At 60.2% G+C, this 15,347-nt stretch carries 11 protein-coding genes; 3 read left to right on the forward strand and 8 right to left on the reverse strand.

Annotated features, from left to right (window positions below; translation table 11 throughout):
• Position 1: 1 nt before the first annotated feature.
• Entirely contained in the window at positions 2–1,342 is a 1,341-nt protein-coding gene (locus QP994_RS08485; protein WP_284866194.1) for a sugar nucleotide-binding protein, read from the reverse strand.
• A 111-nt stretch (positions 1,343–1,453) separates the two neighbouring features.
• On the opposite strand from QP994_RS08485, the gene prpD reads away from it, so the two are divergent.
• Both prpD and QP994_RS08495 read left to right on the forward strand, forming a co-directional pair.
• Positions 1,454–2,965 carry a 2-methylcitrate dehydratase PrpD gene (prpD, locus tag QP994_RS08490; RefSeq protein ID WP_284866196.1) on the forward strand — a complete coding sequence of 504 codons (1,512 nt, stop codon included), beginning with the start codon at positions 1,454–1,456 and terminating at the stop codon, positions 2,963–2,965.
• 19 nt (positions 2,966–2,984) lie between these two features.
• Positions 2,985–4,130: a bifunctional 2-methylcitrate synthase/citrate synthase gene (locus QP994_RS08495; RefSeq protein ID WP_284855950.1), complete on the forward strand. Its 1,146-nt coding sequence runs from the start codon at positions 2,985–2,987 to the stop codon at positions 4,128–4,130.
• A gap of 33 nt (positions 4,131–4,163) precedes the next feature.
• On the opposite strand, the gene rfbB is transcribed toward QP994_RS08495, so the two are convergent.
• The 7 genes from rfbB to QP994_RS08530 form a co-directional block, all read right to left on the reverse strand.
• Positions 4,164–5,150, reverse strand: a complete 987-nt coding sequence (gene rfbB / locus QP994_RS08500; RefSeq protein ID WP_284866198.1) for a dTDP-glucose 4,6-dehydratase — start codon at positions 5,148–5,150, stop codon at positions 4,164–4,166.
• Between the two features lie 180 nt (positions 5,151–5,330).
• Positions 5,331–6,080 carry a putative endonuclease domain-containing protein gene (locus tag QP994_RS08505; protein WP_284866200.1) on the reverse strand — a complete coding sequence of 250 codons (750 nt, stop codon included), beginning with the start codon at positions 6,078–6,080 and terminating at the stop codon, positions 5,331–5,333.
• Between the two features lie 372 nt (positions 6,081–6,452).
• Entirely contained in the window at positions 6,453–7,739 is a 1,287-nt protein-coding gene (locus QP994_RS08510; protein WP_284866202.1) for a Dyp-type peroxidase, read from the reverse strand.
• A gap of 27 nt (positions 7,740–7,766) precedes the next feature.
• Positions 7,767–8,405: a copper chaperone PCu(A)C gene (locus tag QP994_RS08515; protein ID WP_284866204.1), complete on the reverse strand. Its 639-nt coding sequence runs from the start codon at positions 8,403–8,405 to the stop codon at positions 7,767–7,769.
• A gap of 74 nt (positions 8,406–8,479) precedes the next feature.
• Positions 8,480–10,480, reverse strand: coding sequence for a prolyl oligopeptidase family serine peptidase (locus QP994_RS08520; RefSeq protein WP_284866205.1), 2,001 nt, complete (start codon positions 10,478–10,480; stop codon positions 8,480–8,482).
• Positions 10,481–10,585: 105 nt separating this feature from the next.
• Complete coding sequence (locus QP994_RS08525) at positions 10,586–11,734, reverse strand: alpha/beta hydrolase (protein WP_284866207.1); 1,149 nt, start codon at positions 11,732–11,734, stop codon at positions 10,586–10,588.
• A 487-nt stretch (positions 11,735–12,221) separates the two neighbouring features.
• Entirely contained in the window at positions 12,222–13,655 is a 1,434-nt protein-coding gene (locus QP994_RS08530; RefSeq protein WP_284866209.1) for an alpha/beta hydrolase, read from the reverse strand.
• A gap of 159 nt (positions 13,656–13,814) precedes the next feature.
• On the opposite strand from QP994_RS08530, the gene lpdA reads away from it, so the two are divergent.
• Positions 13,815–15,227, forward strand: a complete 1,413-nt coding sequence (gene lpdA, locus QP994_RS08535; protein ID WP_284866211.1) for a dihydrolipoyl dehydrogenase — start codon at positions 13,815–13,817, stop codon at positions 15,225–15,227.
• The last annotated feature ends 120 nt before the right edge of the window (positions 15,228–15,347 follow it).

Raw genomic sequence — 15,347 nt, forward strand, 5'->3', positions numbered from 1 at the left:
GCTAGCCCAGATACAAGGCGAGTGCCACGCGCCAATTCGTCGGTGTGAACCCGGTAGCCTCAATCTTGTCCAACGCCAGCGTTGATTCCGCCGGGCGGGCAGCTTCTGGGCCGTTGAGCTCCTGGTACTGCGCGGTGGTCACCGGGGTCACGCCCGTTGGGTCGGAGCCGGTGGCGATGAAGGTGGCCATGGCGATCTCATTCCGCGATGCTGGATCCCCGCCGGAGGTGATGTTGTAGATGCCATACTCCGCGTTCACATCTAACAGGTGCACGATGCCCTTGGCTAGGTCCTCCGCCCACGTTGGCCGCCCGCGTTGATCGCTGACCACCTTGACCGTTGTGCCATTGGCGGCCAGCCGTGCCATCGTGGCCATGAAATTCGCTCCGTCACCGAAGACCCAGGCCGTGCGCACGACGTAATGGCGCGGGCACACAGCAGCCGCCGCCTCACCCGCGCTTTTCGACGCCCCATACACCGACAACGGACTCGGCACCTCTTCCTCCGTGTGCTCTTTTACGGTGCCGTCGAAGACGTAGTCCGAGGAGACGTGTACCAATGTCAGGTCATAGCGCGCAGCGATCTGAGCCAGCTTCGCCGGGCCGAGCGCGTTGACCTCCCATGCGGCTGTTCGGCCTTCTGCGGTTTCGGCGCTGTTCACGTCGTTGAAGGCAGCGGCGTTGATGATGGTGGAGTACTGCGTCCAGTCCCGCGCCGCCAGCAGATCTTCCACGGGTGCGGTGAGGTCAAAGTCCTCGCGGGTGCAGAAGTCGGCGCCAGGCAAAACTTGCTGCAAAGCCCTGCCGAGCTGCCCATTCGCACCCGTCACCAGCGTGCGGCGCGGTGCCACGCGCTGTGCTTCGCTCAGTGGTGGGTGGGCCAGGTCTTTCTCCGATACCTCGGTGGGCTCCAGTGGCCACTCGATCTCCCGATAGGAACAGAATGCGTACTGCGCATCTGGGCTCCAGCGCGCATTGCACAGGTAGATGTACGTCGTGCCATCCTCGAGCGCCTGGAAGCCATTGGCCACCCCGCGTGGCACGAACACGGCGGTATCGGGGCCGATCTCGCAGCCGAATTTCGCACCGAAGGTAGGGGAGTCCTCCCGCAGGTCCACCCACGCACCAAACACGCGACCCGTGGCCACCGACACGTACTTGTCCCACGGCTCCGCGTGCATGCCACGGGTCGCCCCGCGCGAGGCGTTGAAGCTCACGTTGTTCTGCTCCACGCGCATCGGTGGCTGACCGGCCCAGTTCTCCTTGAACCAGCCGCGGTTATCGCCGTGGACCTGCAGTTTTCTGATAACAAGCCCATCGATGCCCGTGTTCGTGTCAGTCATGCCCGCCATCTTAATCCCCTGAATATTCACTGAATCGCACACGCCAGATAGCTAGTTTTGCAATACTAACCAGCATCCACTTTGGAGACCCTTTGAGGAGGCTGACCACGCATGATCAACCACCAGGTGCGCACGCACCGTTCCGCAGAAGATTTCCCGTATGAAGAACACCTCGCGTACAAGGTTGCCCAGGTAGCGGCTGATCCCGTGGAGGTGCCGGCCGAGACGACGGAGATGATCATCAACCGCATCATCGACAATGCGGCGGTGGCCGTGGCATCGGTGGTGCGCCGCCCGGTGACCTCTGCCCGCGTGATGGCGCAAGCCCACCCGGTGGACAAGCAGGGCGCCACCGTCTTTGGCATTGATGGCCGCTACTCCGCCGAATGGGCTGCCCTGGCTAACGGCACCGCGGTGCGTGAGCTGGACTTCCATGACACGTTCCTCGCCGCGGATTACTCCCACCCGGGCGACAACATTCCGCCGTTGCTCGCCGTGGCGCAGCACAAGGGGCTGGATGGTAAGGCGCTCATCCGTGGCATTGCCACCGGGTATGAGATCCAAGTGAACCTGGTCAAGGGCATTTGCCTGCATGAGTTCAAGATCGACCACGTGGCGCACCTCGGCCCCAGCGTGGCCGCCGGCCTGGGCACGATGCTTGATCTGGATGTGGACACGATCTATCAGTCAGTCGGCCAGGCGCTGCACACCACCACCGCGACCCGCCAGTCCCGTAAGGGCCTCATTTCCTCGTGGAAGGCCTATGCGCCAGCGTTCGCGGGGAAGATGGCCATCGAGGCCGTCGATAGGTGCATGCGCGGCGAAGGCGCACCCGCCCCGATCTGGGAAGGGGAAGACGGCGTCATCGCGTGGATGCTGCACAGCCCGGACCGCACGTACACGGTCCCGCTGCCCGCGCCGGGCGAACCCAAACGCGCCATCCTGGACACCTACACCAAGGAGCACTCCGCGGAATACCAGTCCCAGGCCCCGATCGACCTTGCGCGTCGCATGCACCAGACGCTTATTGACGCGGGACGTTCTACGACGGATATTGCCTCCATCGTGCTGCACACTTCGCACCACACCCACTACGTGATCGGCACCGGTGCGAATGATCCGCAGAAGATGGACCCCACCGCGTCGCGCGAAACGCTGGACCACTCGATCATGTACATCTTCGCCGTGGCCCTGGAAGACGGCACATGGCACCATGTGGAGAGTTACTCGCCGGAGCGTGCTGGCCGTCCGGAGACGGTGGAACTCTGGCACAAGATCTCTACCGTCGAAGACCCCGAGTGGACACGCCGCTATCACTCCACCGATCCCGCCGAGAAGGCCTTCGGTGCCCGCGCCGTGATCACCTTCACCGACGGCGAGGTCATCGAAGATGAGCTCGCGCTTGCGGACGCGCACCCGGACGGCGCCCGCCCCTTCACCCGCCCGGATTACATCCGGAAGTTTAGGACGTTGGCGGAGGGGCTCGTCGATAAGCAAGAGCAAGACCGCTTCCTCGCGGCCGCTGAAAATCTGGAAAACCTCACTGATTTGAGCGAACTCAACGTGCGTCTCACGCAGGACGCGCTCGCCACAGCCCCGGCAACGCCTGAGGGCATCTTCTAACCCGACTAAGGAGCTGAACATGACTGAGCAACCCGACATCCGCAAAGGCCTCTACGGTGTTGTCGCTGACTACACCCAGATTTCCAAAGTCAACCCTGACACCAACTCGCTGCTCTACCGCGGCTACCCCGTGCATGAGCTTGCCGAGGGCGCCAGCTTCGAAGAAGTAGCCATGCTCCTGTGGAACGGCGAGCTGCCCAACGAAGACGAACTCAACGAGTTCTACCGCGTTGCCCGCGCGCGCCGTGGTCTTGATGAAGAGCTCATTGGCGTCATCGAGGCGATGCCGAAGGACTGCCACCCGATGGACGTGCTGCGCACCGCCGTGTCCTTCCTGGGCACGCGCGACCCGGAGAAATTCACCCCGAATTCTGACCACATCCGCGACATCGCGCTGACCCTGCTGACCAAACTGCCCACCATCATTGCGCTGGACATTCGCCGCCGACGCGGGGAGGGCTACATCGAGCCCGACGTGAACCGCGGCTACGCGGAGAACTTCCTGTGGATGGTCTTCGGCGACGGTGAAGGCTCACCCGCCACCATCCCGTCTGACGTGGAAGCCTTTGAGAAATCCATGATCCTGTACGCGGAGCACTCCTTCAACGCGTCCACATTCACCGCGCGTGTGATCACATCCACCCAGTCCGACACCTGGTCTGCCGTCACCGGCGCGATCGGCGCGCTCAAGGGGCCACTGCACGGTGGCGCCAACGAGTTTGTCATGCACAACTTCGTTGAAATCGACGACCCGGCCAAGACCGAAGAGTGGACCCTGAACAAGCTCAAGAACAAAGAGCTCGTCATGGGCTTCGGTCACCGCGTGTACAAAAAGGGCGACTCCCGCGTGCCCACCATGGAAGCCGCGTTCAAGAAACTCGCCTCCGAACACCCAGAGAAGAACGCCGACAAGTGGGTAGAGATGTACGACATCATGGCCAAAACCATGTACGAGAACACGTCAATCAACATCATGCCCAACCTGGACTTCCCAGCGGGGCCGGCGTACTACATCCTCGGATTCGACATCGAGTTCTTCACCCCGCTCTTCGTCATGGCGCGCATCACCGGGTGGACCGCCCACATCATTGAGCAGTTTGAGAACAACACCATCATCCGCCCGCTCGCCGCGTACAACGGGCCGGATGAGAGGCATTTGGACTAAGGGGCTAGTAGGCCATGGCTTGTTGTCCGTGGCCTACTGGCCGTGCGCGGCGTAGCCCTGCTCAACAGCATCTTTTGCGTCGCGCCACCAGGCCTCGTTCTCGCGATACCAGGCAATCGTCTGCTCGAGCCCCTCGCGCAGATCCGTGTAGCGGGGTTTCCAGCCGAGTTCCTCAGTGAGTTTGGTGGCGTCCATCGCGTAGCGCTGATCATGCCCCGGGCGATCCGCGACATGCTCGTAGGTGCCTCCCATTAATTCGCAGATGAGCTCGATGACGTCCTTGTTTGAGTGCTCGCCGTTGGCGCCGATGTTGTAGGTCTCGCCGATGCGGCCGCGCTCCAAGATGGCCAGAACAGCATCATTGTGGTCATCCACGTGGATCCAATCGCGCACCTGCTCGCCGGTGCCATACAACTTAGCCGGGCGACCAGTGAGCAGATTGGTGATTTGCCGCGGGATGAACTTCTCAATGTGCTGGTAAGGGCCGTAATTGTTGGAGCAGTTCGAAATCGTCGCCCGCACCCCAAAGCTGCGCACCCATGCTCTGACCAGGTGATCTGACCCCGCTTTTGTCGCCGAGTAGGGCGAGGACGGGTTGTACGCCGTCGTTTCTGTGAACTTAGCCGGATCATCGATGGCCAGATCCCCAAAAACCTCATCTGTGGAAATGTGGTGGAAGCGCTTGTCATATTTTCGTGCCGCTTCCAGCAGTGTGAATGTGCCCACCACATTTGTTTTTAGGAAGGGGGACGGATCGCGCAACGAATTGTCATTATGGGACTCCGCTGCAAAATGCACGATCGTGTCTACCCGCTGGCACAGCTCATCCACCAGTACGGGGTCCGCAACAGAGCCCTTGATCAGCTCGACCTGGTTGCCTGCACCTTTGAGGTTTTCCGCGTTACCGGCGTAGGTCAGCGCATCCAGAACAATGACGCGAGTATCCGGATAGCGCTGCGCCACCATGTGCACAAAGTTCGAGCCAATGAAACCGGCACCACCGGTGACGAGCATAGTCATGGCACTCATGCTAGCTGGCCCCGTTTGGGCTGGCTCGGTTCGGGCTGGCTCCGTTCGGGCGGTGAAAGATTTTGCATCCGGCCGAGATGTGGCCAGGGATCGCAGTGGCCTGACCTGCACTGATGGAAACTGGTGTTGGGGTGGCGCTTCGCGCGGCACTAAATCCTTCACCCAGCCTGATTAGGCCGCCTGCGCCGCCCGTGTCAGGAACTCAGGCAAACGTGGGAGCGTACCGGCAGTCACTCGGATGACAGTCCAACCCTGCAATGCGGCTTCAACATTGACCAGCGAATCCCAATCACGCTGTTCCCGTTTCAGGTGGTGTTCGCCGTCGTACATGATGGCCACTTTCAATTCCGGAATCGCCAGATCAAACACAGTGACCAGAGAACCGGCAGCCCACAGTGGGTGCTGCTCAACAACCATCAAGCCAAGTTTTTTGCACAATGCGTGGGCCAATAGGCGCATCTCAGTTTCTTTGGGTGAGTCCGCTTTGGCTGTAGAGAACCCCGCAACTTTTTGGAGCCAGTGCTTGTTCACTCTGTCCTTTCCAGCGGTGAAAATGTCCTCAGGACTAATAGCTAGGAACCGACGTGCAGCGTCAATGAGCTGGATGGACTGCATTTCCTGGTGCGTAATTCCATCAATATGCGAGGCTGCCCACCGGTGAACGTTTGCCCGGATCATGTTCAAAGCAGAAATAACGGCAATGGACGGTGGTGAAATTTTGAGGGGCACTCCCTCGAAGTAGACATACCAGTGTTCCAAGCTGGTTGGCCTTTGAACGAGGGGGCTGAACTGGGTTGGCGGTTTGTTCCGTTTTACGGGGCCGAACAGTGTGGTGTGGCAGTGATCAGCAAAGTAGGGCATCCCGAAAACAGCCAACGCACTCATCCCCGCAATGATGTGGCCGGGGTGTTCCATCGCCATGGCTATTGCACGCGCCGCAGCCGGTGCGGGATAGAGGGGGCGCGCGAGGTTTGTGGGTAGTGACGTGTAGATGTTCTCAGTGACTTGGGTTCCAGGACCACCACGGAAGAGGCCACCCGGCACAGAGGGGGTCACATCCATGGAATCGTGTAGTTCGCGGTAGGTCCGTAGGTTGTTCGGTAGGTTTTTCTGAACGTTGCTCATACCTACTTAGACCGCCGCTGACCCCGCTTCGGTTCCCTTAAACTTTGAGAGGGTGAAAGATTTAGCATCCGGACGCGCGCCAGTTTTTGTAAAAGCGCAGGTCATCGCAATCTGGTTGTCGGTGGCCTCCGCGGGAAGGCGCACATCCTTCACCCGGCAGAGTCTTAGCTAGACCTCAAACAGATCCTGGCCCCAGTACTCGTCCTCTTTCGTGCCGCGTGGCACCGCGAACACAGCGGAACCGATGTGGGTGATCCACTCGTTGAGGCGATCCGCTTCGTCGAGGCGTTTTTGGATGGGGTCGAACTGTTTCAGCGGGTTCTTTTGGAAGCAGATGAAGATCTGGCCGGCGTTGGAAGTACCGCGTGTGTCTGGGCCCGGTGGCATGTCGTAGTTGTAGGGCCGGCGGTAAATCCGCTCGGAACGGTCGGTGGAAAAAGCGCGCGCCATGTGGGAATTCGGGTCGATGACGGGCAGGCCGTATTCATCGAGCGCATCAAAATCGGGTTGATCGAATTCGTCGGTGCCAGTCAGTGGGGCGCCGGTATCGATTGTTCTGCCCATGGCCACTTCACGGGATGCGCGGTCAAGAATGTCCCATTCATCCATCAGCATGGCTACGCGCCGAATCACCATGGCGGTGCCACCGTGGAGCCACTCGGGGCCTTCATTGATCCACACGATATCGTCCAGCTCGTCCAGGGCTGGGTTGGCGGTGCCGTCGAGCTGACCGAAAAGGTTGCGTGGCGTGGTGCCCGGCTCGATGGAGCCACGGGCATGCAGGAAGCCATCCTGGACCCATGCGGCGTCAACGTAGGTGCGTGCCGTCTTGGTCATGAACCGGGCAGCGTGGGACAGGGTGAAGCGGTCATCGGAACAAATCTGGAGGCAGATATCACCGCCACTCCAGGTGTCTACGAGCTCATCGCGGGAATACTCAGGCAGATCATCGAGCCAGTCCGGCGCTTTATCGCTGAGACCGATTTTGTCCAGCAGGCTACGCCCGTAACCAACCGTGATGGTTAGGTTCGCAGTTGATTCGAGATTTTCGGGCTCCAAGTCGGCGAGCCCGGCTACACCACTGCACATGCGGCGTGCATCATCGGTCCAAAGGCGCATCAGCCGGATCACGTCGTCGCGGTTGGTTTTGCTGTCCTTGAGATTGAACGCGATGAGTTTGATGAAGGCCTGCTCGGGCGTGGAAATACCCGCTTGGTGGGGGCCATCGAAAGGAACCCGGGCTTCCGCAAGAAAGTCATTATCGCCGGATTCGTTTGCACCTTGGCCCGGCCATGTCTCGCTTGAAGGGGAGCCTTCAGCGCACCCGCCCAACCCCATCACCGTGAGTCCAGCGACACCTGCCGCACCGGCAGTACCTGCGCCACGTAAGAATTGGCGGCGGGTTGCTTCGGTTGGCTGCTGTTTCGCGTTCTCTGGATGGTGCTGTTCAGTCATGGCGGGTGGCGCTGCTCCTTTCGGGCTTTAGTGGCCGGCGTGGTCGCCGTGGTCCATGTGTTCCATGTTGTCCATGTCCCCTGCGTAGTTTTCTTCACCGGAAGGCTGTTCACGCACCGGGATTTCGGTGGTGATGGTGGAACCATCATCCAGCTTGAGCTCGACGGTCAGGCTATCACCGGCCGGGATGGCGTCAGGGTAGTTCATGATCATCAGATGGTCCCCACCCGGGACTAGGTCGTAGGTGCCGCCGGCCGGGATGGTGAAGCCGCCTTCCTTTTCGCGCATCATGCCGTCCACAGTCTCGTGGAGTTCGGTGCTTGCGCCCTCGAGGGTCGGGGAGGAGAAGGAAACCACGTTGATGTCTTTGTCGGACATGTTCTTGAACTGGCCGAAGCAAGCAGTCATGTCGGCGTGCTTCATGTCCTTCTCGGTCATGTGCTCATGTGCATCAGTGTCTTCCACAGCTGCCTTGGCGCGACAGTAGCCGTCGACCAGCTGGATAGCTGCTGCGCTGTTGTCAGCCTCAACAGCTGTGGTGCTTTCCACGGCGGAGGTGGTTGTAGAGGTGTCAGTTGAGTCGCCGTTGTCAGAGCAGGCGGCCAAGCCGAGAGAGCCGGCGCAGAGTGCAGCGGCCAGAGCAATGGTCTTCTTTGAGTTCAGCATCGTAGTGGTCCTTCTGTCGGTGGAACGATGTGTTGGATTAGTCGCGTTAAGAATCCGGAAAGTTCCCGAAAAGTTTACCTTTCTTCCAACTTTTTATTGATCCATTGATAGATGAGTGTTTCTACCCGTGCGACCTGTTGGTTATCCGCGGCACCGGCATGACCGCCGGCAGTGTTTTCAAAGTAGTCCACCGGTTGCCCGGCCTTGGCCAGTGCAAGGGCGAAGGTGCGTGCGTGGGCTGGGTGAACGCGGTCATCGCGAGTGGAGGTGGTCACTAGCGCCGGCGGGTATGGGACGTTGGAGGCAATATTCTGTAAGGGCGACCATGTCTCAATTGCTGCCCGCTCCAGGGGGATGTCTGGGTCACCGTACTCGGCCATCCAGGACGCGCCGGCGGACAGCGTGTGGTAGCGCAGCATGTCCGTGAGCGGGACTTGGATGACGGCGGCGCCGAAGAGCTCCGGGTATTGGACCAGTGCGCCGGAGGTGAGTAGGCCACCGTTGGAGCCGCCGCGAATGGCCAGCATCGAAGGGGTGCTGTAACCCCTAGCCACCACGTCTTCGAGGACGGCGCGGTGGTCTTCCCACACTTTGTGCCGGTTGGTTTTCACTACTTGGGAGTGCCATTCTGGGCCGAATTCTCCACCACCGCGTAGGTTGGGCTGCACGAAGAAATTGCCTTGTTCCAGCCAGGCCATGCCGCGGATGGCGGAGTAGCCCGGGGTCAGTGAGACCTCGAATCCGCCGTAGCCGCCGACAAGGGTGGGGCGCGGCCCACGTCTGAAATCACCGGTGATGAAGTAGGGGATCTTCGTCCCATCGGCTGAGGTTGCCCAGTGCTGGCGGGTTTCCAGCCCCGAAGCGTCGAACTGGGCTGGGGCTTGGCGCACCACCGCACCGTCGCGAAGCAGTGTTGAGGGGGTGGTGAAGTTGGACACGTTGATCCACACTTCCTCACCATGAATTGGGTCCAGTGGGCTGGTGGCCACGACGGACGCGGTGGCAGCATCCGGCAGCTCCACCTCAGAGCGCTCCCAAGTGCCCAGCTCAAAGCGGGAAATACGCGTCACCACATTGTCCAGGGTGGTCACCAGGAGGTGGGTGGAGGTGATGGAGAGGTCGTCGATGGGGGAGTCGCTGATAAGCGTGCGGATGTCCCTGTCGCCAGCGAGGAACGCGTCGAGTTCGATGACGCCGAGCGCGCCGGCGGGCAGGCCCGCGAAGGGGGTGCGGGGGACGAGGAAAAGCCACTGTTTGTGGGGGACAACCGTGCAATCGGTGGGGGCGTCGATAAGCGTCATGCGGCCGGTCGCATCGCCCACGAATGTCAGCGACGTGTAGAAATCCAGCGCGCGCGAGAAGGTTACGCGCTCAAAACCGGGGGTGTGGTCCATCCGCGCGCCCACGGCAACATCGCTGCGCTCGCCGCGGAAAATCATCGGTGCGTCGGCCAGCTCAGTGCCACGTGTCCAGCGCCTCACCTCAACCGGGTAACCGGACTCCGTCACCGAATCCGCGCCCAGGTCCGTGCCCACGAGCAGCGTGTCCAGGTCCACCCAGCTCACATCAGATTTCGCCTCCGGCAGTGTGAAGCCATCTTCGATGAACTCGCCGCGCGCCAGATCAAACTCGCGCACGACCACCGCGTCCGCCCCGCCGCGCGAAAGCTGCAGCAGCGCGCGGTCATGATGCAGTGGGCGCACGGTCGCACCCTTCCACACCCAATCCTCATCTTCAGCATGCGCAAGCTTATCGACGTCCACCAGCACCTCCCACCCCTCCCCACCAGCGAGATACTCCTCCGTGGTGGTGCGGCGCCACACCCCGCGGGGATGATTCCGGTCACGCCAGAAGTTATACAGGTGCTCCCCACGGCGACTGACATAGGGGATTTTGTCTTCCGTATCTAAGGCCTCACGCATCCGTTGCTCCAGCTCGGCTGTGCCGAGTTGGGCGCGGACGGCTTCCTCAGTGGCATCCGACCATGTGGTGGCCCAGGTGAGGGCTGCGGGGCCGGTGATTTCGTCGAGAAGCTCCGGCTTAATGCTGAGGTCAGGGGTGAACTGTGTGCTCATGCCCCCACACTAATCACGTGCTCGAAACAGCGAAAAGCCCCTGCTAGCCAGCTCAAGCTGGCAAGCAGGGGATTGGGCTGCCTAGCAAGGGGTAGGGAAGTGTTCTTACATCTTGAAGGCTGGCTTAATGGTCTTCCACCAGGAATTCTCCAGATCCTTGCGCCAGTCCGGCCAAGAGTGGGTGCCCACGTTGCGGAACTCGTAGTGCGCCGGGATCTGCAGATTCTCCAGCTTGGCGCGCAGGTCATGGTTGCAGGAGTTGATAGCGGCCTCAATGACGCCACCTTCAATCTGCAGGGTCATGGCAGCGGCGGAAGCCTCAGCCGGGGTTGCGCCCTTGCCTATGAGGGTGCCCATCATGTCATTCTCAGAGGCAAGGCCAGTAGCGGTGGACACGTACAGTGCGGTGCCACGCAGCTTGTCGGCGTTGACCAGTGCGTCATTCCAACGGTTGTAGTCGCCGCCCATCGGGCCCCACATCTGCTCCGGGGTGACGTTCTGGTAATTCGCACCAGCAGCGCCTGCACCACGGTTCACGGTCAGGCGAGCGAAGTTGTACGGAGCCCAGGTGGACGTTGCGGCACAGCCAGAGAAGGAAGCAGCAGCGTCATAGAAGCCCGGGATCTTGGTGGGCAGCACCAGTGCGGAGGTACCCGACATGGAGAAGCCGACGATGGCGCGGCGGCTATCTGCGCCGAGCTGCTTCTCGATCGGGCCCGGAAGCTCCTTGGTCAGGAACGTCTCCCACTTCTGTGGGCCACGGAAGTACTGTGCCTTCGGGGTGTTCAGCCAGTCGGTGTAGTAGGAGAACGCGCCCTCCATCGGGATGACCACGTTCACGCCCTTATCCGCAAAGAACTTTTGGGTGTCCGCGTAGGTCAACCAGTCATTGTTCTGCTCCGCGCCACCGGCACCGTTGAGCAGGTAGATCGTCGGTGCGTTCTGCACCGGCTGGCCAGCTTCATTGCGCGCCGGGATGACCGCGACTGGGATGTCGCGTCCCATGGACGGGGAAGTGACCCAGTAGGCCTGCACCTTGTTGCCGTCAACCTCATTGACCCACTCTGCGGTCTCGCCGGTGGAGATGGCCTTGGGTGCCGGGTTGGCATTCCAATTTTTCACGGTGCCCAGTGCGGCATCACCGGCTGCCTGCTCGGCGGTGACGGTTGCGGCGTTCGCTGGGGTGGTAACGGTGGCGCCAAAAGCAATCGCGGATGCTGCCGCGATGGCGAGGGCGGAGCGGAAAAGCTTCATGGTGTTCCTTTACTGCTTCGGGTTCACTCACATTATTCGCTTGAGTGGCGGTGGGTGTTACCGAGAGATACTTTAAGATCGCACTTGACTTTAACTGTGCGATCCCTGACCGACAAGCGATAAAAGTTACTAAAGTGACCCAAGTGAATCATGTTATTGTGGGGATTGGCTGTAACGACACTTTGTTTCCTCACGAATAACCGCGTGAAGGTAACTTAAAACGGTTCGGCCCACGGGGCATCGAGAACCAACACTCAAGGAAAAGGACACCATGAATCCCATCGAGCAGATCCAGCTTACGATCAACGAGTTCCTCGGCGGCCTGGTCCACGGGGCATCCTCTATGTCCTCGGGCATCGCACTGGCTCTGGGCATGTTCTAATTCTAAGAACAAGCTCACTGCAGATAACTGCAGATAGAAATCGGCCGTCCCCACCGTCTTCACGAGGCAGCGGGGATGGCCGATCTTGGCTTAAACGCGGAGCTATCAGCTGGATTTATCAGCATCCCAGGACGAGGAGTCCGGCAGTTCCTCCGAGTCGGCCACGAACTTGTCGCCGAGCAGGGCGGGCCCGATCACGGTTTCCCAGGAGCGACGCATGTCGTCCTTCCATACCGGCCAGGAGTGTGTGCCGGCATTCTTGAACTCGTAATGGGCAGGAATATTCAGGCTGTTGAGCTTCGCGCGTAGGTCATGGGTGCATGCGTTGGTTGCTGCCTCGATGACGCCACCTTCGATAGTGGTGGTCATGGAACCACTAAGGGCATCCGAGGGGCTTTGACCACGATCGTTGCGGCGGTAGCCGTACATGTCCTGTTCTGCGGCCAGGCCGGACGCGTTGGAGATGTACAGTGCAGAACCCACGAGTTTGTCTGCATTCACCAAAGCATCGTTGTACCGGTTGTATGGGCTGCCCATTGGGCCCCAGATATCTGCCGGGGTGATGGAGGCGTAATTCGGGTTCTTAGCAGCACGGTTCACGGTGAGTGAAGCAAAAGCCCAGGGTATAGAGGTGGAGGTGGCGGCGCAGCCGGAGAAAGAACCAACGGCCTGGTACTCGCCCGGGTAGTGCTCTACCAGGAGGAGTGAAGATGTGGCGGACATGGACATGCCAACAACGCCGCGCTTGGTGGCGTCAGCCCCCAAGTAGTTCTCCACCGGCTCGCGCAGTTCGCGGCCCAAGAAGGTGGTCCATTTTTGAGCGCCCTTGAAGTAGTTGGACTTCTGTGCCAGCTCCGAACCATCGGCGAGCCAGTCCACGTAGTAGGAGAAAGCTCCCTCCATGGGGATCACTACGTTGACGCCTTTGCCAGGGAAGTAGGTATGAGCCTTACCGACGTTGACCCAGTCAGCGTTCTGTTCAGAGCCACCGGCGCCATTGAGCATGTACAACGTCGGTGCGTTGGGGATACGCGTTGTCTTATCCGGTCCGGTGGCCGGAATGAGGGCCACTGGGATCCAGCGGTTCATGGACTCGGACCAGACTTCCCAGGCTTCGACGTGGGAGTCCGCGCCTGTGGTGGTGGCAAACCACGCTTGGGTTCCACCACTTGCCGTCCGTGGTGGGGTGGTTAGCTTACGCATCTGCGCGGCGGCCGGGGCTTGGGCAGCGTGATCCGGCTGGGACTGGGCCTCTTGGACAATCTCCTCGGGAACGTGAGTTTCAGCAGCATCAGCCTCAGCAACATCAGCCTCGTCCACAACCTCCACCGGGAGATCAGACGCGTCTTCTTCCGTAGTAGAGACTTCCTGCTCGTCCTTGGCCTCGGGGGTTTCGGGCGTGTCGGCGTCGCTGTTAGCGGTGACCTCGGTCGCGTCGACAAGCGGTGCGAAGACTGGAGCTGACTCGCTGGCGACGAATGAGCCTGCGATGAGTGCGCCTGCGGTGGCAGCGGCCAGCACGGGGCGGGAGGGCTTCATAGGGGGTCCTTCTTGGATGACGGGGCAACTTCGTACATCATGCCAAACCGTTCAGGAAGGCTCTGAATCAGAGGTAAAGGCCCCTATTTGGGCGCGGAAAATTCGGTTTGAGTAAACCTGTCCGAGCGTTTAGGCGCAAGCGCACGTATCCTAGTGGGCGTGGCTAATGAACATTATGACGTTGTAGTACTCGGCGCGGGCCCTGGTGGCTACGTCGCCGCTATCCGTGCGGCTCAACTGGGTAAGAAGGTTGCAGTCGTAGAGAAGCAGTATTGGGGCGGTGTCTGCCTGAACGTGGGCTGCATCCCGTCCAAGGCCCTCATTAAGAACGCTGAGGTCGCGCATATCTTCAACCATGAGGCGAAGACCTTTGGCATTAAGGGTGAGGTGTCCTTTGATTATGAGGACGCGCACAAGCGTTCCCGCCAGGTCTCCGAGAAGATCGTGGGTGGCGTCCACTACCTGATGAAGAAGAACAAGATCACGGAGATCCATGGTCTGGGTTCCTTCAAGGACGCTAAGACGATTGAGATCACTGAGGGCGATGACAAGGGGAAGGAAATCTCCTTTGATAACTGCATCATCGCTACCGGTTCTGTGGTGAAGACCCTGCCGGGCATTGAGCTGTCTGAGAACGTGGTGTCTTATGAGGAGCAGATCCTCAACCCGGAGGCCCCGAAGAAGATGGTCATCGTCGGCGCGGGCGCAATCGGCATGGAGTTTGCGTACGTGCTGTCCAACTATGGCGTGGACGTCACTGTCGTTGAGTTTATGGACCGTGTCCTGCCGAATGAGGACAAGGATGTCTCCCGCGAGATTGCGAAGGCGTACAAGAAGCTCGGCGTGAAGCTCTTGACGGGTCATGCCACCACGGCTGTGCGCGACAATGGTGACTCGGTTGAGGTTGATATTCAGAAGAAGGGCTCTGACGACACGGAGACCCTGACCGTTGACCGTGTCATGGTTGCTGTTGGCTTCCAGCCACGCACGGAGGGCTTCGGCCTGGAGAACACCGGCGTGGAGCTCACTGAGCGCGGTGCAATTGATGTGGACGAGCGCATGCGCACCAACGTTGAGGGCATCTACGCCATTGGCGATGTCACCGCGAAGCTGCAGCTCGCTCACGTGGCTGAGGCCATGGGGATCGTCGCTGCGGAGACGATCGCGGATGCAGAGACGATGGAGCTCGGCGATTATCAGATGATGCCGCGCGCTACCTTCTGCAACCCGCAGGTCGCTTCCATGGGTTACACCGAGGAGCAGGCACGCGAGAAGTTCGCGGACAAGGAGATCAAGGTTGCTACCTTCCCGTTCTCCGCGAACGGTAAGGCGCTTGGCCTCGCTGAGTCCCAGGGCTTCGGCAAACTCGTTGTTGACGGTGAGTTCGGCGAGATCCTCGGCTGCCACCTCGTTGGCGCCAATGTTTCGGAGCTTCTCCCGGAGGTCAACCTTGCTCAGCGCTTTGACCTCACCGCTGGTGAAATCGCACGTAACGTGCACATTCACCCGACCCTGTCTGAGGTGCTCAAGGAGATCGCTCACGGCGTTGAAGGCCACATGATCAACCTGTAAGCACTTGCTTATCGACGGCTGGTAGGCCCCAAACTCCACCTGCGCAGGTAGAGTTTGGGGTTTTTTAAGCGCCTATTAAGCCAAACTGTTTTGTGGACGGTAAAGTTAGCGATGTTATTT

The sequence above is a fragment of the Corynebacterium sp. MSK044 genome, from assembly GCF_030232825.1.
GTDB lineage: Bacteria > Actinomycetota > Actinomycetes > Mycobacteriales > Mycobacteriaceae > Corynebacterium.